Here is a 20578-nt window from a genome sequence, read left to right as displayed (position 1 = left end):
GTTTTTTTATCTTTCTATAATTTGAGGAGTTGAATAAACAATGGACCACAGAAAAATAGTAAAAGTGACAGCTTCAATGTTATTACTCATGAACGCATCCCAACAGAGTATCATGACGTTTGCTGATCACTTAGACAGTGGACAAATGACAGAAGAGCTAGTCAGTTCGACCATCGAAGAACCAACAGAGAACAGCGTGATGGAAACAGCAGAAAACGAAGCGATGGATGAGCAGCAAATAAGCGAAACACCAGAATCCTCAGCGACTGTTCCATCTGAAGTGCCGACACAACCTACCACAGAAACAACGCCAGATGTAAATGCTGAGGTAGAGCAAGCGACTGTCGATTCGACAGTTCCCACCACTGTGGAACAAGAAGTGACGGATGTTTCTAGTGCCCCAGTTATTCCAGATCCAAATGCCAAGACGGAATGTTTTGAGATAGAGGTGACAGAAGAGCAATTGGCATCTGGTGTGTTCGGTAGCAGTCCTTGGCGGATCGACCAAGAAGGTGTTTTGTACATAGATGCAGGAACATTAGGAGAAACAACTTTGGCGGCTCGTGCGCCGTGGTTTCCTCACCGTTCACTCATCAAAAAAGTGGTTCTTACTGGACCAGTGGTAGCGAATGCTGAATCACTAGGATTGTTTTTTGATCTGAATCAGCTAACGACGATCGAGAATTTAACCAATCTAGATACAAGTCAAGTAACGAATATGGATTATTTCTTTGCTTGGTGCCAGCAACTGACCTCATTGGATCTTACAACTTTTGATACCCAAAATGTTCGTTCGATGAACCACATGTTCAATGGGTTGTCTTCTGTCAGTACGCTCGATCTAACCAACTTCAATACTGCGAACGTCACTGAAATGAGTCATATATTTTATGGGATGAGTGGATTGACTTCATTAGATTTGTCCAGTTTTAACACGACGAACGTGTCGAACATGAGCTACATGTTTTATGATTGCTCTGCCTTGACGACACTGGATGTAACTGGTTTTCAAACAGCCAACGTGACAAATTTCAGTCATATGTTCCGCGGTTGTTCCGGATTGGCTCAACTGGATCTTTCTAGTTTTGTAACGAGTCAAGCAACAGAAATGTCCTTCATGTTCCATGGCTGTTCGGGATTACAAGCGTTAGATGTGACACATTTTGATACGAGCAACGTTATGTACATGCATTATATGTTCCATGGCTGTTCCGGTTTGACAGAACTTGATGTTAGCCGCTTTGATACGACAAACGTGACTTCTATGTACTATATGTTTTTCGGTTGTTCCGGTCTGACAGCGTTAGATGTTACGAACTTTTCAACAACTAACGTGACAACAATGAGTTTTATGTTTGCAGAATGTCTCAATTTAGAAGCAATCGATGTCAGTGGTTTTGATACGGAGAATCTTCGATTTATGCGAGGAATGTTTAGAAACTGCCAAAAGATCACTGAATTGGATCTATCACATTTTAAAACTGGCAAGGTGCAATTGCAGCAAGAGATGTTTGCTGGTACAACCTCCTTATCGAAAATCTCTTTAGGTGTCCAGTTTTATTCTTTAAATGATACCAATATTCCAGAGTTGCTCGCTACAGAAGAGCATACGGGGTATTGGCAAAACGTGGGATCTGGCACAGACGATGTCCCACTCGGTGAATATGTATTAAGCTCCTCTTCACTGATGTCAACTTATGAAAATAGTATGGCGGATACTTATGTGTGGCAACCAACCGCTAGTGAGTCGATCCGCGCAATTGATTCAACGATTTATGTTGGTGATAGTTGGGAACCAATCGACAATTTTGTTTTAGCGACCGATCAAAATGGAGAATCAATTCCTTTTGATGAAAGTATGGTCACTGGTACAGTGGATACGACGACAGCAGGAGTCTATCCAGTGACTTATACCAATGGATCTGCAAGTCAACAGATCAATGTGACTGTCGAAGAAAGTCAAGAAACCCTTAAAGTCACAGATTCGACGATCATTGTAGGGGATGCTTGGACACCAAGTGATAATTTTGTTTCCGCTACTGATAAAACGGGAGAAGCTGTTGCCTTTGATGAAAATATGGTCAGCGGCGAAGTCGATACGACGCAAGTAGGTGAGTACAAGATCACCTATACTTTTGGGAGACTCAGTCGTGAAATCACAGTGACCGTCATTGCTAGTCAAGAAGCGATCAAGGCGACCGATTCAAGAATCCACACAGGGGATGTTTGGCATCCAAGCGATAATTTTATCTCAGCGACCAATAGAGCAGGTGACACTTTGCCATTTGATGAAAGTATGGTGTCAGGCACCGTTGACACCGGACGAACAGGAAACTTCATCATTACTTATACGAATGGAGAAGCCTCTCAAAAAATCACAGTGACCGTGGTTGAAAATAGAGAAACGATCCAAGCAAAAAATGGCAGCATTTATGTCGGTGATAAGTGGGCGCCAAGTGATCAATTTGTATCTGCTACAAACAAAGATGGGGAAATGATCGTTTTTGATGAAAGCATGGTCAGTGGTACGGTAGATACAACTAAAGCTGGCGATTATCCGTTGACTTATACCAACGGTCGAGCAACAGAAGAAGTCATGGTAGTCGTAAAAGAAAACGGAGAAACGATTGTGACAAAGGATCTCCAATTATATATCGGTGATACGTGGAACCCAAGCGATGGCTTCGTATCGGCAACAAATCGCGAAGGGTTCACTCTTGCATTTGACCAGAATATGGTGTCAGGTGATGTTGATACCAACAAAGAAGGAACCTACACGATCACTTATACGAATGGTTCCGTTTCAGAAACAAGTCAAGTGACAGTGAGTAAACGAGGGACTACGGGAGGAAATGCCAACACAGGCGGAGGGAATACTCAGCAAAAGAAAACAGCCAACACCCCTGCGACCCAAAAAAGACAAGTCCAAGGAAATACAGCAAAAAACTTACCAAAAACGGGTGAGATCCAATCTAGTGCAGCAGTTCTTGGTTTAGCCCTCGTAGGTGGAGCGATAGGAACTTATATCTACAATAAAAAGAAAAATCGTAACGATTGATTCTATAAAATCAAAAAGCCAACTTAGTTTCGGAATGAACCTAGACTAAGTTGGCTTTTTTGTGGCTCAACTATTTTGAAATTGGCTGTTGTATAAGCTCGCGTAAAGAGTTGGTTGTTGTAATAGTTCTGTATGTGTTCCTGTTTCAATGATATCTCCGTTTTGCATCACTACGATCATATCCGCATGTTCAATCGTAGAAAGGCGGTGGGCAATCACGAAACTTGTCCGGTTCTTAGTCAAAGCATTCATTGCTTCTTGGATCAACGCTTCCGTACGTGTGTCGACACTCGACGTTGCTTCATCTAAAATGACGACTGCAGGATTAGCTAAAATGACTCGTGCAATCGTTAAGAGCTGTTGTTGCCCTTGAGATATCGACCCATTTTCGCTCGAGATAATGGTGTCATAACCTTGTGGCAATGTGCGGATAAAATGATCACATTGAGCAATTTTTGCTGCTTGAATGACTTCATCTCTGGTTGCCTCTTTTTTGCCGTAAGCAATATTTTCTGCAACAGTACCTTCGAATAACCAAGTATTTTGTAGTACCATGCCAAATAGATTCCGCAATTCATGGCGCAGCAAATCGGTGATGTCATGACCGTCGAATAAAATCTGACCGTCATTGATCTCATAAAAACGCATCAAAAGATTGACAAGTGTGGTTTTTCCGGCGCCAGTTGGCCCAACGATGGCAACAGTTTGTTGTGGCTTGACCGAGAAGTTAACATCTTTCATCAACGGTTTTTCTGGTGTATAACCAAAGCGCACATGTTTAAATTCAATAGCTCCTTGTGGTGTGATGATTGGATTTTCTACTACCTGATCAATGGCTTCTTCTGGCTCATCCATGATTTCAAAGATTCGTTCGATGGAAGCCATTGCTGATTGCACCGAGTTGATGACATAAGAAGCGGTAGAGATTGGTTCCGAGATTTGGTTGATGTACTGCAAATAGGCTTGCAAGAAACCAATCGTAATACCACCAGATAAAACAGATATTGCGCCAATGATCCCACTAGCGATAAACGCTAATTGATTGATCAAACGAATCGCTGGATAGATCGCAAAATTCATGAATTGCGCTTTTTTGAAAGCTTGCGATTGTTTTTCATTTACTTTATCGACTTCTTCAATCGCTAATGCTTGTTGGTTGAAAGCTTTGATCACCAAATTACCAGTTAAATATTCTTCCGCTTTATTGTTCAAATCTCCCAGTTCTTCTTGGTTATTGTCAGAAATTTTTTTATTTTTGTTTGCAAATTTTGTTGTGACAACTGTGCTAATCGTAATCAAAACAAGAACAAGTAAAGTCAATTTTATATCGATGTAAAACAACATGATACCAGCTAAAAGAATCGTTACAAGAGAGGTGAAAAATTGATTGATACCTGTTAGTAAAACTTGTGATAGTTGATTTAAACCAGTAGTTGTACGACTAATGATGTCGCCGACTTGATGGCGGTCATAAAAAGCCATCGGTAGAGCTTTGAATTTTTTCGTGACTTCTTTTCGGACACGCAATGTTACTCGTTCACTCAATGAAGCCATTGCTCGTTCTTGGATAAAAGAAGTGACGCTACTCAGTAAAGAAAAGAGTATCAGCAGTATAACGGGTAAAAGCAATGTTTCTTTCACATCAGCCGCAGTCATTTGGGGCAAGCCAACAGCTTGGATACGTGCAAGTAGTTGGTCGATTCCGATACCCATGATCAGAGGCATTGCAACGACTAATGTATTCCCGATCAAGCTACAAAGTAATGAACCATAGAAGATTTTATGTTCGGGTTGGATCATTTTCCAGAAGCGTTTCAAACTTTGTTTTTTTATCGTTGTTTTAGTCATTTCCATCGACTCCCTCCTTCAACAAACCTTGTGATTTCGCAAATTCCTGATACGAGTGATTGGTTTTCAATAACGCTTCATGCGTGCCTTGTCCGACGATCCGTCCTTCATCCAAAACAATAATATTATCAGCGTTCACGATGGTACTTAAACGTTGTGCCACGATAATCAATGTTTTATCTGCCATTTCTCGATGCAACGCACGCCGTAATTTGGCATCTGTCCGATAGTCCAATGCAGAGAAACTATCGTCAAAGACATAGATTTCAGCAGGTTTGACTAACGCCCTAGCGATACATATCCTTTGTTTTTGTCCGCCAGAATAATTATCTCCCCCTTGAGCAACAAAGCTGTCCAATCGATCTGGTAGATTTTCTAAGACTTCATTCAATTGTGCGACGCGAACTGCTTTGGTTAATTCTTCATCTGTCGCATGTTCCTTACCCATCAGTAGATTACTTCGAATCGTTCCACTAAATAAAAAAGCTTTTTGGGGAACATAACTAATATAGCTTCGCAGTGTTTCTTGGTTCATTTCTTTGATTGGAGTGCCTGCGAAAGTGATTTGGCCACTTGAAACATCATTTAAACGTAGCAATAATTTTGCAATGGTACTTTTTCCTGAACCTGTTCCACCAACAATCGCTGTGGTTTTACCTTTTGGGACGGCAAAATCAATGTTTTCCAACACAGGATCAGCGGTTTCGTTATAACGAAACGTGACATTCTCAAAGGATAAGAAAGTATCATCGACTGAATCGAAGGATAAAGTTTCTGGTTGGTCGGGATCTTTAATTTCGATTTCAGCGTGTAATACTTCCTCAATCCGTTTAAGACAAGAAATTGATTTTGGCACGATAACAAGAACCATTGCGGCAATCATCAAATAGGCAAGTGTCAACATCGAATATTCTACAATGGCAGTCACTGTGCCGATTTGTAAGCTACCATTAGCCACCAAACCGCCACCAAACCACAAAATAGAGGCATAAACGATGCCCATCAATAAAAAGGCAATGGGTGTGACCCAAGCAAAGATCCGATTGACACGAATCATTTGTTGCGCGTAATTTTCAAAGGTCTTATTTGTTCTTTTTTCTTCGTAGTCTTGATTATTAAAGGCACGGATCATATTGACACCTGTAAAGAATTCACGTAGCGTTGTCGTGACACGGTCCATCTTCGGTTGGATACTCAAAGATAAAGGCGTTCCTTTTTTCATCAAATAATACGTGACTAGAGCATAGACGAAGATCGAGCCTAAAGTGATCACTGTTAACTTGACGGAATGCTCCAACATCATCAGAATCGTAAATAGCGAAATGACCGGTGCTGGGATGATCATCTGGCAGAACATGACGATCATTTGTTGGACGTTATCTACGTCATTGGTCATTCTAGTCAAAAGAGAACCGGTGTTAAATCGATCAACATCTTTCATTGATAATTGTTGGAATTTTTGAAAAAAGCTTGCTCGTGTCTGATAGCCAAATCGAGCGGCTAACAAAGCAGAATAGTAGCTTGAGGCAACTGCGGCAAAAGATCCTAATAAGGCAACGATCAACATTTGAATTCCGATTTGTTGGATTTGTTTCACTTCGCCACTTGCAATCCCTGTATCTATGAGATCAGCTACTAACTTTGGCACACCGAGGGTTCCTAGAAGTTGTAAACAGATAAATAAAAGAGTAAGTAATGCAATTCCTTTATTGTTTTTTATAGATTTTTTTAATAATGTCATTGTGTTTCCTCCTTTTCCCGACAAATACGCATTCTACACCTTAAAGTTACTTGAAGGTCAAGAAGAAAAAGCATAAACTATCATTGAGGTGAAAGGTATGAAACGATTGTATTCGATTGGGGAAGTATCGGAGTTATTGAATATCCCTAGATCAACCATTCGGTATTGGGATGCAGAAGGATTGATCCATGCAGCAAGAGAAGAGGAAAATGGGTATCGATTATTTGATATCGATGCCATTTTTCAAGTATATGACATCAATTTTTATCGAAAACTAGATATTCCCATGAAGCAAATGAAAAATCTATATAGTAAATCATTAAATGAGATGTACGACATTTTAGCTGAAACGGAACAGCGCTTGGATCATGAGAAAAAAATCTTAGAACAAAAGCATAAAGAAGTATTATCAAGAAAAAACCAGTTGAAAGAAATGATCGATAGTGAACCAGATAAATTTCCTGAAGAAGAAATTCCCTTTCAAAAAATCGTCGTGGCAGCATCTGATGACATCTTATATTCAAAGGAATATCTAAAGAATTATTCAAGTTTCGTGATTTATTTTCCAGAAAATAATCAGAACAGTATTTATGGGTTCTGTACGGACGAGCACACGAAAAAACTCCCAGGCTCACAGACGATCTGGCAGAATGATTCTGCGAAAAAGTACGTGCGATTTCTATTAAAAGTCCAAGTGAATAACACAAAAAATAATAATCTATTTGAAGTAAAAGACAGGTTGCAAAAGCAAGGCTACCGATTAGGGCAAACGATTGGTCAATACTTGTTGACTCATACGACAAAGGACAAGATTTCCTTTGAATATTACCGAGCATGGATCGAAGTGAGTGAGGGGAAGTAGGATTAGTTGACATTCGGAAGTAAACATGGGATAGTAATTGACAATATCAAAGCGTAGAAGAGAAGAGTAACTAACGGTCAACGGTAAAAAGAGACTCCGGAGGGTGAAAAAGGAGACCTAAAACCTTAGTGAAGATGAACTTGGAGCTTGTTTTACTAGTAAGTGAGTAAAACCGGACTGCGACCGTTAACTCGCCGGATATCTGATGGTATCGTTGAGGCATTATTTGTGAGGATAATGTAAATAAGGGTGGTAACACGACGCATTCGTCCCTTTTGTCAAGAATTGGCAAAAGGGATGAGTGTTTTTTGTTTTCATCAGGTCTTCAGCTACTACGTAATCTAAGGAGGAAATTTTTTATGACTACTCGTACCACATCCCCATTTCGTTATGACATCGTTGGGAGCTTTTTGCGCCCAGAGAAGTTAAAAAAGGCACGAAAAGCGTATAACGAATCGCTTATTTCTGTTACTGATTTGAAAGAGATCGAAGATGAAGCTATTATCGATCTGATCAAAAAACAAGAAGCTGCTGGCTTACATGCGGTGACAGATGGTGAGTTTCGTCGGAGTTGGTGGCATTTGGACTTTTTCTTTGGTTTACAAGGTATTGAGTTTTTTGTCCCTGAGCAAGGGTATCAATTTCACGGAGAAGAGACACGTCCAGGGACAGTGACTGTAACGGGAAAAATCAAGGGAGAAAAACACCCTTTTGTCGACCATTTTCGATTTACCCGGGCCCATACAAGTGAAGGAATCGAAGTAAAGCAAACCATTCCAGCCCCAGCACAATTGTTAGTCGAGTTATTACGGCCAGATATCTTGCCATATGTCCGTGACATCTATCCGGAAAATGAAGAACTTTTTCAAGATATCGTTACTGCTTATCGTCAAGTGATTGCGGATTTATATGAAGCAGGTGCCAGAACGATCCAATTGGATGACTGTACGTGGGGCGTATTAGTAGCACCTTTACCAGAAGGATTTTTAGCAGAGAGTGATAAAGAGGAAGGCGAGATTCGCAAAGAGTTGGCACAGACCTATTTACAAATCAATAATGCGGTTCTTGGAAATCAACCACAAGATTTGATTTTGAATACCCATGTCTGTCGAGGGAATTACCACTCTACCTGGGCAGCAGCTGGCGGATATGAAGCTGTAGCTGAACCACTATTTACGGAAGAAAATGTTCATGCCTATTATTTAGAATATGACAACGATCGTTCAGGCGGTTTTGAACCACTTGCGAAAGTTAGTGAAGAAAAACTTGTAGTATTAGGATTGATAACCTCAAAATCCGGTGAACTTGAGGATCGTCAAAAAATCATCGAACGAATTTATGAAGCTACTCGCTACGTCCCTTTAGATCGATTGTGTTTAAGCCCACAATGCGGGTTCGCCTCCACCGAAGAAGGGAATATTTTGACGAAAGAAGCACAATGGGAAAAAATCACATTGATCAAGAGTATCGCAGAAGAGGTTTGGAATTAAGGAATAGCCGACGAACCAAGTATTCAGGAAAACCGTTAAGAACAACTCAGTTGTTCTTAACGGTTTTTCTTGTTTATACGGCATGACAGCTTAATGCTCAGGTGAGAGCGCTCATTTCACAACCTCTGATAAATGGTGTTCAATGAGCTGACCTTCAACATTAAGCTAAAAAATCGAAAAATATGAGAAGCTATTTTCCCAATTTCCGCCTTACTGCTTGGAGCTGAACGGCTTTCTCACAACCTCTTTGGCACAAAACTTTCTCTTATCACTAATCGGGTGGGGTAGGTCAAAATAATGGGTTCGTCGCGGATTTGGTCGATTCTTTCGACGGCTAAGCGAACGGCGGCTTTACCGATGGATTTGGCATTGATTTGGACAGTGGTCAAGCCAGGAGTTAGTCTACTGGCTGCTTCAATGTTGTCGAAGCTGGCGATCATGATGTCTTTACCGATGGCCAAATGGTGCTTTTTCATGGTGTGATAGACGCCGATTGCCATTGGATCGCTTCCTACAAGGAGTGCAGTTGGAAGTGGATCAGAGCTTTGGATCAGCTCTTCAGCTAATCGTTCACCGTCTTCTTCGGTCCAATTTCCCAGGTAGTGCGTACTGTAATCTTGTAACTGGTGATCGGACATGAAATGCAAATAGGCACGGACGCGTTTTTCATCTGGATTGATCGTCTTGCCTCCTCGTTCATCCATATCGACTTGGTAGCCACCGATATAGGCGATTCGATGATGCCCATTCTCTAGAAATAACTCTAAAACAGCTTTGGTCATTCGCTCTAAATCTCCATAAACCATATCGACTTCTTGTTGGATATCAGGATTATCAACAACGATCAAATGCTGATTTTGTGATAATAGATCAGTGATCGACTGCTTCGTCACTGTTCCAACTACGATGATCGCTCCTAGTTGATCTAGGTCTTTCCATTCCTTGGGATTGTCAGAGAGATTGTAAATTCGATTCATGCCAATATGCAGGCGGTTTGCTTCTTCTTCTAATCCCATACGTAATTCTTTGTAATAGACATCTTGTGCTTCACTTGCCTTACTGATCGTCGAGATCACACCGATCGAGGGCATTCGTTTTTTGATATATTTTCGTTTATTGATATCATAGTTCAATTTTTCTGCAACTTCAAAAATCCGTTTCTTTGTTTCTGGTGCGACATGGATCGTCTTATCTTGATTCAATACGCGCGAAACAGTTGCAGGAGAGACATTCGCTTTTCGAGCGACATCACGAATACCTACCATAAAATCACCCCTTTAAGAAATATAAAAAAAGTTATTGACAAATATGTTTAGTAAACAGTATACAGGAGTTAGTTAAAAAGTAAACGGTTTCTAAAAATTTGTGAGGTGAAGAAATGAAAAGACAATCATTGATTGCATTCGATTCGGAAACAAATGTTTTTCATTTGTCGAATCCATTGATTTCTTATGTGATGAAAATTGAAGAATCTGGTGTGTTGAGCCATATTCATTTCGGTAAAAAAGTGAGTAACTATACCGATAACAAAAAATACCCAAGAAGAGATCGCGGTTTTTCAGGAAATGTCCCTTTGCATGAGGAGCGAGCATTTTCAAAAGATACGTTGCCACAAGAATTTTCAGGACACGGAAGTATGGATTATCGCATACCAGCCACGATCATCACACGTGAGAATGGCTCTAGCTTGCTTGATTTAAGATATGAAACGTATCAGATCATCCAAGGTAAACCAAAGCTTTCAGGATTACCACAAACCTATATATTGGAGGAACAGGAAGCACAAACGTTGTGTATCACATTGAAAGACCGAGATTTACCGATCTATGTGGATCTTTTTTATACGATTTACGAAAAACGAGGGGTCATTATCCGCTCCGCTAAGTATCGTAATCAAACAGAGCAAACGATCTGGTTAGATAAAGCAGCTTCTTTTCAATTAGATTTGACAAATTCTGGCAGATTTACTGAAGTGATCGCTTTACCTGGAGCCCACGCTAGAGAGCGTTTGATTTCGCGACAACGGATCACTGAGGGGGTGAAATCATTTGAAAGTCGACGAGGAAGCAGTAGTCACCAAATGAACAATTTTATCGCTTTGACACATACACATACGACAGAAAATCTTGGAGAAGCCATCGGTCTACAGTTTATCTATTCTGGAAATCATGCGTTTGAGATCGAAAAAGATCAAATCGATCAACTAAGAATCGTTGGTGGCATCAATGCGTATCAGTTCCAATGGCAACTTTCAACCAACGAAGCGTTTCAAACGCCAGAAATGATCCTTTCTTATTCAGACGAAGGATTAAATGGCATGAGCCACATACATCATGAACTGCTGCGAGAACGCGTGGCACGTGGGAAGCATCAGTACGAACCACGTCCAATATTGGTCAATAATTGGGAAGCGACTTATTTTGACTTTACTAGCAAAAAAATCGAAGCACTGATCGATGAAGCAGCAGCGTTAGGTATGGAAATGTTCGTCTTAGACGACGGCTGGTTTGGGAAAAGAGATGCAGATACTTCTTCTTTAGGAGACTGGTTTGAATATGAAGGGAAATTGGCGAATGGTTTGAAAGGCATTGCAGAGTACGCCCATGAAAAGGGCCTCAAATTTGGGCTATGGGTAGAGCCTGAAATGATTTCGATCGATTCTGAATTGTATCGTCAGACGCCTGATTATTTGATGCAAGAACCAGCACGAACGCCTGCGGCATCTCGGTCACAATTTGTTTTGGATTTTACACGAAAAGAAGTGCGAGATTCGATCAGTCAGCAATTACGAAAAATTTTGGATGAGGTACCGATCGATTATATCAAATGGGATATGAATCGCTCCTTATCAGATGTTTACTCTGCTTACGTGGAGAATCAAGGAGAGGTCTATCACCGGTATGTTTTAGGCTTATATAATCTTTTAGAAGAGTTGACCACAGCTTACCCAGATATCTTATGGGAAGGATGTTCAGGTGGTGGTGGCCGTTTTGACGCAGGAATCCTTTATTATATGCCACAATCCTGGACAAGTGACAATACTGATGCGATGGAACGAATCGACATCCAATACGGAACGAGTCTTGGCTACCCGATCTCCTCGATGGGCGCTCATGTCTCCGCATCACCTAACCATCAAAGTGGACGTGTGACAGATTTAAAGACACGCGGGGACGTAGCGATGAGCGGGGTATTTGGTTATGAACTAGATTTGACCGCATTAGACGAACAAGAAAAGAGAATCATCAAAGAACAGATCAGCACGTATAAAGAAATTCGTCAAACCATCCAACAAGGAAAATTTGACCGTTTAGAAAATCCCTTTGAACAAAACGTTGCGGCGTGGCAATTTGTTTCTCCAAATAAAAAGGAGATCGTTGTCTTTATGGCACGACGATTAACTTCTGGGCAACCACCTTTTCATGAGATCCGCTTGGTTGGTTTAGAGGAAGGGATGTATCGTGAGCGTAAAAGTTCATTGATTTATTCAGGCTCGGAGTTAATGACGATGGGGCTTTATCTCCCTGATTTTCACGGAGATTTTCAGACAGAAGTCTTTCACTTTGAAAAAATAGCTACAGGAAAGGAAGAAGAAAATGCAAGCATCAATTGATTGGTTAGATGATCCCCAAGTTTTTCGTGTGAATCAGCGAAAGGCACATAGCGATCATACAGTCTATGGTTCAAAAGAAGAAATGAGAAGTCAAAGTTCCCGAATACAGTCACTAAATGGTGAATGGCGCTTTTGTTTTTCTGAAAATGCAGAAAATCGCCCAAAAGAGTTTTTTGAACAAGATTTTGACGATCGTTCATTCGACACGATCCATGTGCCTGGCCACATTGAACTAAGTGATTTTGATAAGATCCATTACATCAACACGATGTATCCTTGGGAAGGTCATGAGTTTCGTCGTCCCGCTTATACAACTGCTTCAGAAAAGGAAATGGCAGGGATGTTCTCTCAAGCGGAAGAAAATCCAGTAGGGTCCTATGTTACGACTTTCCAATTAGCAGAGGGACTGAAGGGAAAAGATGTCACGATTCGTTTTGAAGGTGTCGAACAAGCCATGTATGTGTGGTTGAATGGTCATTTCGTTGGTTATGCAGAAGATTCATTTACACCGTCAGAATTTGATTTGACTCCTTATCTAGAAGAAGAGAATCGTTTGGCAGTCGAAGTCCACAAACGTAGCACAGCTGCCTTTTTAGAAGATCAGGATTTTTTCCGTTTCTTCGGGATTTTTCGGGATGTCGTTTTAGTTGCTCGTGGCAAGAATCATTTAGAAGACTTGTGGTTACGTCCCCAATTAGATGACACGTATCAAAAAGGTAAATTGGATGTGTCGTTGTCTTTTGAAAATCTCACAGCTGAAAGTGTCTTACAGGTAAGGGTCCTTGATTTAGACAAGCAAACGATCTATGAAGAAAAGCATACGATAGTTGAAACGATGCAGCTCAGTATTGATTTAGGTGAAGTAGTATTATGGGATCATTTTGCCCCGAATCTGTATAGCTTTGAAATTGAAACCAGGGACCGTGACGGAGTGACTGAATATGTCGAGTATCCATTCGGCTTTCGCAAGATCGAGTTAAAAGATAAAGTGATGTATCTGAATGGAAAACGTTTGATCATCAATGGCGTCAATCGTCATGAGTGGAGTGAAAAAACAGGACGTGCAATCACATTAGCTGACATGGAAAAGGATTTGGCAGTGATTAAAAATGCTAACATCAATGGTGTGCGGACCTCACATTATCCCAACCAGATTCCTTGGTATTTCCTCTGCGATCAAGCAGGTATCCACGTGATGGCAGAAACCAATTTAGAATCACATGGGTCATGGCAAAAAATGGGTGCTTTTGAGCCATCCTATAATGTACCAAGAGGAATTCCGCAATGGCGAGAAGTGGTGCTAGATCGAGCAAAAACCAATTTTGAAACCTTCAAAAACCATACCAGTATCTTGTTCTGGTCCTTAGGCAACGAGTCTTATGTAGGGGAGAATATTCGCTTGATGAATGAATACTTCAAGACGGTTGATCCAGACCGCTTGGTGCATTATGAAGGGAATTATGTTGATCCCAAATTTGAAGCTTCTGTTTCGGACATGAAAAGTAGTATGTACGCAACACCTACGGCAGTCGCTGAATATCTAGAGAATCAAGCAGATAAACCATATATCTTGTGCGAATACATGCACGATATGGGGAATTCTTTAGGTGGATTAGGTTCTTATATGGCACTGTTAGACAAATATGAGATGTATCAAGGCGGATATATTTGGGATTTTAAAGATCAGGCACTTGAGGTACTTGATCCAGTGACAAATCGAAAAGTCATGCGTTACGGCGGCGATTTTGATGATCGTCCAAGTGATTATGAGTTTTCGGGAAATGGCATCGTTTTTGCAAATGGACAAGAAAAACCAGCATTACAGGAGGTAAGATACTATTATGGCAAATACAGCTCCTAAACTGAGAATCATTTATGGCGACTGCACCTTAGGGATCAAAACAGAAGAAAAACATTATATTTTCTCTTACACCAGAGGTGGTTTGGAATCACTCAAAAAAAATGGGAAAGAATGGCTTTATCGTGAAACGCAACCAACTTTTTGGCGAGCATTGACAGATAATGATCGAGGAAATGGCTTTGGGTATCGCTCAAGTATGTGGCTTGGTGCAGGGTTGTATCTAAAAGTGGAAGCAATCCATGTTGCAATAAACGACCAAGCCATCGAACTGCCGATCGCACCAGTCAATAATCGTTATAGCAATCAAGAGTATGCGAATACAGTCGAAATCACTTTCACATTGGCTGTCAATACAACTCCACAAACGACCGTCGATATGACGTATCGTGTCAATGAACAAGGGGATCTACACGTGAACATGCACTATCATGGCAAAGAAGGATTACCCGAACTGCCAGTAATAGGATTTCGCATGATCATGCCAACGAAAGCCACTCATTTCGATTACGAAGGGCTGTCAGGTGAAACTTATCCGGATCGTAAAGCTGGTGGCGTACCTGGGGTCTATCATGTAGAGGGCCTACCGATCCCACCTTATTTAGTGCCACAAGATTGTGGCGTCCATATGGATACCAAGTGGTTAGAGATCACGCGCAAGACAACCTTGAATAATGCAGATAAAAGTCAGGAAGAGTTTTCCTTACGATTTGAACAAAAGGATTCGCCATTTGCTTTTGCGGCATTACCGTTCAAAGCAGAAGAATTAGAACAGGCGACACACATGGAGGAACTGCCACCAGAACGGCGAACGGTTGTCACGATGTTGGCGAAAGTCCGAGGAGTCGGAGGTATCGATTCTTGGGGAGCGGATGTCGAAGAAGCCTATCATATTAGTGGTGAAGAAGACCACGCGTTCAGTTTTATCATTAAATGATGTAAATTCGTAAAATCAAAAATAGGACCCTCTAAAAATCCATTCTGCGGATTTTTAGAGGGTCCTATGAGTTGTGGCTGATACTTGAAGGTCAAGAAAGAAGTGGTTCGCCAGAATTGCTGAAGGAATTGTTTCTGTCTACACGTTCATTCAGTTTTACTCTCCTTTTTTATGATCGGTAACGTGATCGTTACCGATGTACCCACACCGACTACCGAATCAATGTGTAAGCCATAATCTTCACCATAAAGTAATTGGATTCGTTCATGAACATTTTTGCTACCGATACCTGAAAAATAGTCTCTGTTTTTCGTTGGCTGTTCCGTATCAAAGCCATCACCTGTATCCATAACTTCAAACGACAATTTATCCTCTCTGATCATCCCATACAAAGTGATGAAGCCACTTTTCTTCGTTTGGAACGCATGTAAATAAGCATTTTCGATGATTGGCTGGATGATCATATTGGGCATGTACAAAGAATAAAGTTCCTCAGGTACCATGATTTTGGTTGAGATTGCATCACCGTAGCGCAGTGTCAAGATCGCAATATAACTTCTCACACTGTTCAATTCTTCTTCCACAGGGATAATTTCATTTTTATTGCCGATCGTACTGCGCAAGAGATCGATAAAACTGTCAATGCCTGCGACTGCTTTTTCATTTTCTTGTTGCCACACTAAAAATTTGAGGCTAGTTAACGTATTATATATAAAATGAGGCTGGATCTGTGCTTGCATCGCTTGTATCTCTAAGGTCCTTTTTTTCTTTTCATTTTGTAAAGATTGCGTATGATTGTCACTGATCGTTGTTAGTAGCTGATTGATTGTAGTAGCGAGTGTCCGGATCTCATAGGTTCCCTGGATCGGAACAGTAGCTGCTACCGGTTCTTTGATTTTGTTCAATGAATCTACTAATTGATAGATTGAGCGAGTATTGCGATTCAAATAGATCGCTACTACGATACCACCTAAAATCAGTGTTCCAATATTATAAAGGATGATCGGAATGATGACATTCATTTGATCGGCGATCGAGTGGACATTGACCTCACTGACTAAAGCCGAGTTTTGTCGGTAAAGTGGTAACCGAGTGATCCGCTGATTGGCTTTGGTCAACGTCTCGTGTTCGACCAACTCATCAAATGAATCAAACGTCGTTCCAATCCGATTTTCAACATTCGAAGCAAAGATTTTTTTCTCATCTGTCACAAAATCGATTTGCGTGATTAGCGGGTCGACTGATTGGCTGAATATTTTTGCCAACTCATCAGAAGTGATGGCAACGACAGCATAACCATAAGTTTGGTTCAAAGTGGATCTAAGCTTTTTGATAAACAAGACACTTGGTGATTGTTTGTCGCGTTTCGTCAGTCCAAACTGGGTAAAGACCATTTGTGTCGCTGTTGGATTTTCATTGACTTTCTGGATCAACTCTAATTGAAAAAAGTCATCAGCAGTGAGATCACTCACCATATCATTACTAATGAACATCCGACCATTTTCCCCAAAAAGAAAAATATCATCTTTGATGTTTGGAAAGATCGGTGCCAATGAATCATTCATTTTTTGCACCGTACGTAGTTGATTGATTTTCTCCAAAGTCGTTTGTTGCCCTTCTTTGAAATACCCCTCTACAGCAGAGCTTTCAGCCAATAATGTCAACGTGTTCTCTATATTGTCATTCAATGTTTCAAAATCATGTTGGATCTTTTGTAAGGTCATTCGATTGGATCGATCGAATTGTTGAATGTAGGCGTCTCTTGAGCGTTGATAAATGAACAAAGAAATCGTCGCTGCTTGAGTGAACAAAGCAATAAAAAGAATGATCAAAAGTTTGGTCAAAAGCTCGTGTTCTCTTAGCTTTTTAATCATACGGTCAGTATTCCTTTACGATATTGTGAAGGGGTCAACCCAGTTTCTTCTTTGAATACTCTAGAAAAATAACCAAGTTCAGTAAATCCAGTTTGCTGACCAATATCACTTAACGAAAGATTCGATTCTTTCAACAATAGTTTTGCATGGTTGATACGGACTTTTTTTAAGTACTTCGTAAAATTGATCCCATACTTTTCTGTAAAAATCGTCGATAAATAACTATAAGAAAAATGATATTTTTCGGATAGCGTTTGTAGACTGATGTCTTGATGATAATTCTCTTGAACATACTCATAGATCAACGTCAACACATCTGAGTTGTCTTTTCTGAAGGTTGTGGTGACTTCACGCAATAACTTCGTCGTATTATTGACGATCAAGACCAGATCATCCCACTGTTCTGCTTGCGTGATCTGTGCTGGAATCGTGATTTTTAGTGTCATGATCTCTTTTCTTTTTTCATGTTCGTCCGCGATCGCGTTGATCAAGGCATAGAGTCGATTGATGATCTCGTGTTTCAGATAGCTTGGTTGCAATCGTTGATCAAGTACCTTACTCATGTAATTGTCCAATTCTTCGATGGCAGATACAAAATCTTTGTTCATGATCTTGGTCAAATAACTTTTTGTTTGTTGCTCATAAGAAGAGAGTAGGGGAGATAATAGCTCTTCACAAATAACGCAGTGATCTGTCAGATAAAAGTGCTGTCCGCTACTTTTTTGCTTTAATGTAAGGAATTCAGAATAAAAGTTTTCAAAATCAAGTGCATCAGATAGAACATAGAGACAAGAATCTGCCTGGTGCTCTTGCTGAAATCGTTCAATCAACTGATCGAATGCCTTCTTCGAAGCGACATTGATAAAATAACCAATATCATTTGCTGTCGTAGAAAAAGGAAAGACAGAGGCGAGCTGATTTGTGTATCGTGGTGCTTCTGCAATCATTTGTTCACTCCGACGCTGTTTTTCCGATTGCTTTTCTTCACAATATACTAGATAAAAGTGGTCATGTGGGAATTGTTTGCGTGACATACCTAAATCAAGAGAAGTTCCGGACAAATAATTGCTCAGTAATTGACTCGTTTTTTCGAGTTCTGTCAAACGTGGTTTCTTTACTTCTGTAGATTGTTCCACCAGACTCTTTAGAGAAGCTAAAAGTTCACTAGGGTTCAATTTTGGTTTAAGTAAATAATCTGAGACGCCTTCTTTGAATGAATCTTTGACCAATTGAAAGTCATCATAGCTAGATAGAACCAAGATTTTTGCTTCAGGTTGTTCCTTCTTGATCAATCGAGAAAGTTCGATACCATTTAGATCTGGCATCATCAAATCCGTTACGATGATATCAAGAGGCTGATGCTTAATGAATTCGAGCGCTTCTAATGGTTTTGAAAAGGCCCCTTTGAGATGGAAGTCGTGCGCTGGCCAATCGATCAGGGTACTTAGACCAGAGAGAATGGTCTGTTCATCATCGATCAATACGATATTTTTCAATGTTTTTCCCCCTATTCCTTTGTTACGTAAGTTAAAAATACTGGGAAACGTTTACAAATGCAAGTCTAAAATTTCATTTACTAAATCAAAAGATGACAAAATTGTACTTTTTTCTTATTTTAGGATATTTTTCTTGAGAACGATCATTAACGAAGAAAACGCTTGCAAGTCTGCTATGATAAGCATGTAAGAAAAACAAACACTAAAAAGGGTGGGGAAAAAAATGAAACTAAAAAAAATCTTAGCTAGCGCTTTCGTCCTAACAGCAGCAGTTACACTTTTTGCCGGTTGTGGCAATTCTTCCAGCGATGCTTCCGGAAACGAAGATAAAGTAACGGTCTGGGCATGGGATGAGGCCTTTAATATCAAAGCCGTCAATGAAGCCAAAGAGTTTTACGAAAATGAGGATGTTGACGTGGAAGTAGTGACGATGTCTCAAGATGATATCGTACAAAAACTGAATACGGCATTAGCCAGCGGAAATACAGATGGGTTACCAAATGTTGTGTTGATCGAAGATTACCGTATCCAAGGATACCTTACTTCTTACCCAGATGCGTTTGCTGATTTGACGGATATTGTGGATGAAAGTAACTTTGCCGCCTACAAATTTGCAGTAAACAAAGTTGACGATAAAATTTACGGCGTACCTTTTGACTCAGGTGTGACAGCTAATTTCTATCGTACGGATATCTTAGAAGAAGCTGGTTATTCGGAAGAAGATATGAAGAACTTGACGTGGGATGATTATTTACAAGTTGCACGAGATGTCAAAGAAAAAACAGGGAAAAAAATCTCTGAAGTCAATCCTTCCGATTTAGGTCGTGTGCGCATGATCATGCAACAAGCTGGAGAGTGGTATACCTCGGAAGATGGAGAAACAGTGACGATCGAAAATAATGAATCATTAAAATATGGATTAGAACTCTTTGCTACCTTACTTAAAGAAGATCTAGTCGAACAAACATCTGACTGGAATGCTGGGGTTACGGCGGTCCAATCAGGAGCTGTTGCTTCTACACCAACTGGCGCTTGGTATTCTTCAACCATCCAAGGGGCAGAAGATCAATCAGGCAAGTGGAAGATCGCACCGATTCCAGCTCTACCTGCTAACATGCAAAAAGCACAAGCTTCCAACTTGGGTGGTGCCGGCTGGTATGTGATCAAGGGCGTAGCTGGTGAAGAAAATGCGAAAGATTTCTTGGAAAAGACATTCGCAACAAATGAAGAATTGATGGGCAAATTAGCTGAAGAAATTGGTTTAGTATCGACCATGTTGAGTGCGAATGATCAAGAAGCTTATCAACAGCCATCTGAATTCTATAGTAATCAAAAAGTATTTGATGACTTTTCAAAATGGACAGCAGAAATCCCTGAAGTGAACTATGGTCATGAAACTTATGCCATTGAATCTGTTGTGGCGGAATCCTTGAGCCGAATCATCAATGGTGAATCAGCGGACAAAGTTTTGGCAGATACGCAAAAACAAGTCGAAGCGCAGTTAGCCAATTAAGTCATATCCAGCGTCAACAGTAAACCGATTATGAATGGAACAACAAAGAAATGAGTGGCGATCTCTTCAAACGGATCAACGAGTGTATTGTTCGTTCGTTTGAAGGTATCGCTTATGGAATAAGCAATTAATTGAAACGCGTATGGGGGACATGGACATTCACACCGTTAGCTATCCTGTATAACTTTAGCAATGGTATTCGAAAAAATAAGAAGTTCCGCTCGTTTTCTATTCTCTGTCTGATGGAACCAATCACGGGCAGTGGTTCAAAGCTTAGAAGAAAATAAC

General features: G+C 40.5%; 12 protein-coding genes. 7 read left to right on the top strand and 5 right to left on the bottom strand.

The genetic code is table 11. From position 1 onward, the window contains the following. The first annotated feature begins 40 nt into the window (after nucleotides 1-40). Entirely contained in the window at nucleotides 41-3058 is a 3018-nt protein-coding gene (locus IGJ00_RS08945) for a bacterial Ig-like domain-containing protein (protein ID WP_438844340.1), read from the top strand. Nucleotides 3059-3124: 66 nt separating this feature from the next. On the opposite strand, the gene IGJ00_RS08940 is transcribed toward IGJ00_RS08945, so the two are convergent. Both IGJ00_RS08940 and IGJ00_RS08935 read right to left on the bottom strand, forming a co-directional pair. After that, nucleotides 3125-4912, bottom strand: coding sequence for an ABC transporter ATP-binding protein (locus IGJ00_RS08940; RefSeq protein WP_438844339.1), 1788 nt, complete (start codon nucleotides 4910-4912; stop codon nucleotides 3125-3127). Then, nucleotides 4899-6647, bottom strand: a complete 1749-nt coding sequence (locus tag IGJ00_RS08935; protein ID WP_438844338.1) for an ABC transporter ATP-binding protein — start codon at nucleotides 6645-6647, stop codon at nucleotides 4899-4901. The genes IGJ00_RS08940 and IGJ00_RS08935 overlap by 14 nt, the downstream gene beginning before the upstream one ends. 97 nt (nucleotides 6648-6744) lie before the next feature. Between IGJ00_RS08935 and IGJ00_RS08930 the strand changes: the two genes are divergently transcribed. Beyond that, entirely contained in the window at nucleotides 6745-7509 is a 765-nt protein-coding gene (locus IGJ00_RS08930) for a MerR family transcriptional regulator (RefSeq protein WP_260697567.1), read from the top strand. Nucleotides 7510-7868: 359 nt separating this feature from the next. After that, entirely contained in the window at nucleotides 7869-8999 is a 1131-nt protein-coding gene (locus tag IGJ00_RS08925; protein WP_438844337.1) for a 5-methyltetrahydropteroyltriglutamate--homocysteine S-methyltransferase, read from the top strand. A 236-nt stretch (nucleotides 9000-9235) separates the two neighbouring features. On the opposite strand, the gene IGJ00_RS08920 is transcribed toward IGJ00_RS08925, so the two are convergent. After that, on the bottom strand, nucleotides 9236-10264 hold the full coding sequence (locus IGJ00_RS08920) for a LacI family DNA-binding transcriptional regulator (protein ID WP_115357729.1): 1029 nt from the start codon (nucleotides 10262-10264) through the stop codon (nucleotides 9236-9238). A 113-nt stretch (nucleotides 10265-10377) separates the two neighbouring features. On the opposite strand from IGJ00_RS08920, the gene IGJ00_RS08915 reads away from it, so the two are divergent. Genes IGJ00_RS08915 through IGJ00_RS08905 form a run of 3 tightly spaced genes read left to right on the top strand, consistent with a single transcriptional unit; the run spans nucleotide 10378 to nucleotide 15407 of the window. Next, complete coding sequence (locus IGJ00_RS08915) at nucleotides 10378-12612, top strand: alpha-galactosidase (protein WP_142433389.1); 2235 nt, start codon at nucleotides 10378-10380, stop codon at nucleotides 12610-12612. Then, a complete protein-coding gene (locus IGJ00_RS08910) occupies nucleotides 12596-14473 on the top strand; it encodes a glycoside hydrolase family 2 TIM barrel-domain containing protein (protein WP_438844336.1) in 1878 nt (625 codons plus the stop codon). Before IGJ00_RS08915 ends, IGJ00_RS08910 begins: the two co-directional genes overlap by 17 nt. Beyond that, nucleotides 14454-15407, top strand: a complete 954-nt coding sequence (locus tag IGJ00_RS08905; protein ID WP_074799281.1) for a beta-galactosidase small subunit — start codon at nucleotides 14454-14456, stop codon at nucleotides 15405-15407. The genes IGJ00_RS08910 and IGJ00_RS08905 overlap by 20 nt, the downstream gene beginning before the upstream one ends. 146 nt (nucleotides 15408-15553) lie before the next feature. Here IGJ00_RS08905 and IGJ00_RS08900 read toward each other — a convergent pair whose 3' ends face one another. After that, the gene (locus tag IGJ00_RS08900; protein ID WP_074799279.1) at nucleotides 15554-17281 is read right to left on the bottom strand and encodes a cache domain-containing sensor histidine kinase; all 1728 of its coding nucleotides are present in this window, start codon (nucleotides 17279-17281) and stop codon (nucleotides 15554-15556) included. Next, the gene (locus IGJ00_RS08895) at nucleotides 17278-18777 is read right to left on the bottom strand and encodes a response regulator transcription factor (RefSeq protein ID WP_115357724.1); all 1500 of its coding nucleotides are present in this window, start codon (nucleotides 18775-18777) and stop codon (nucleotides 17278-17280) included. The genes IGJ00_RS08900 and IGJ00_RS08895 overlap by 4 nt, the downstream gene beginning before the upstream one ends. 223 nt (nucleotides 18778-19000) lie before the next feature. Between IGJ00_RS08895 and IGJ00_RS08890 the strand changes: the two genes are divergently transcribed. After that, nucleotides 19001-20290, top strand: a complete 1290-nt coding sequence (locus IGJ00_RS08890) for an ABC transporter substrate-binding protein (protein WP_074799275.1) — start codon at nucleotides 19001-19003, stop codon at nucleotides 20288-20290. Nucleotides 20291-20578: the final 288 nt, after the last annotated feature.

The organism is Enterococcus sp. AZ062 (assembly GCF_051715065.1).
GTDB lineage: Bacteria > Bacillota > Bacilli > Lactobacillales > Enterococcaceae > Enterococcus_B > Enterococcus_B mundtii.
The sequence above is the reverse complement of the archived record's forward strand: the minus strand, read 5'-3'. Positions and strand labels throughout refer to the sequence as shown.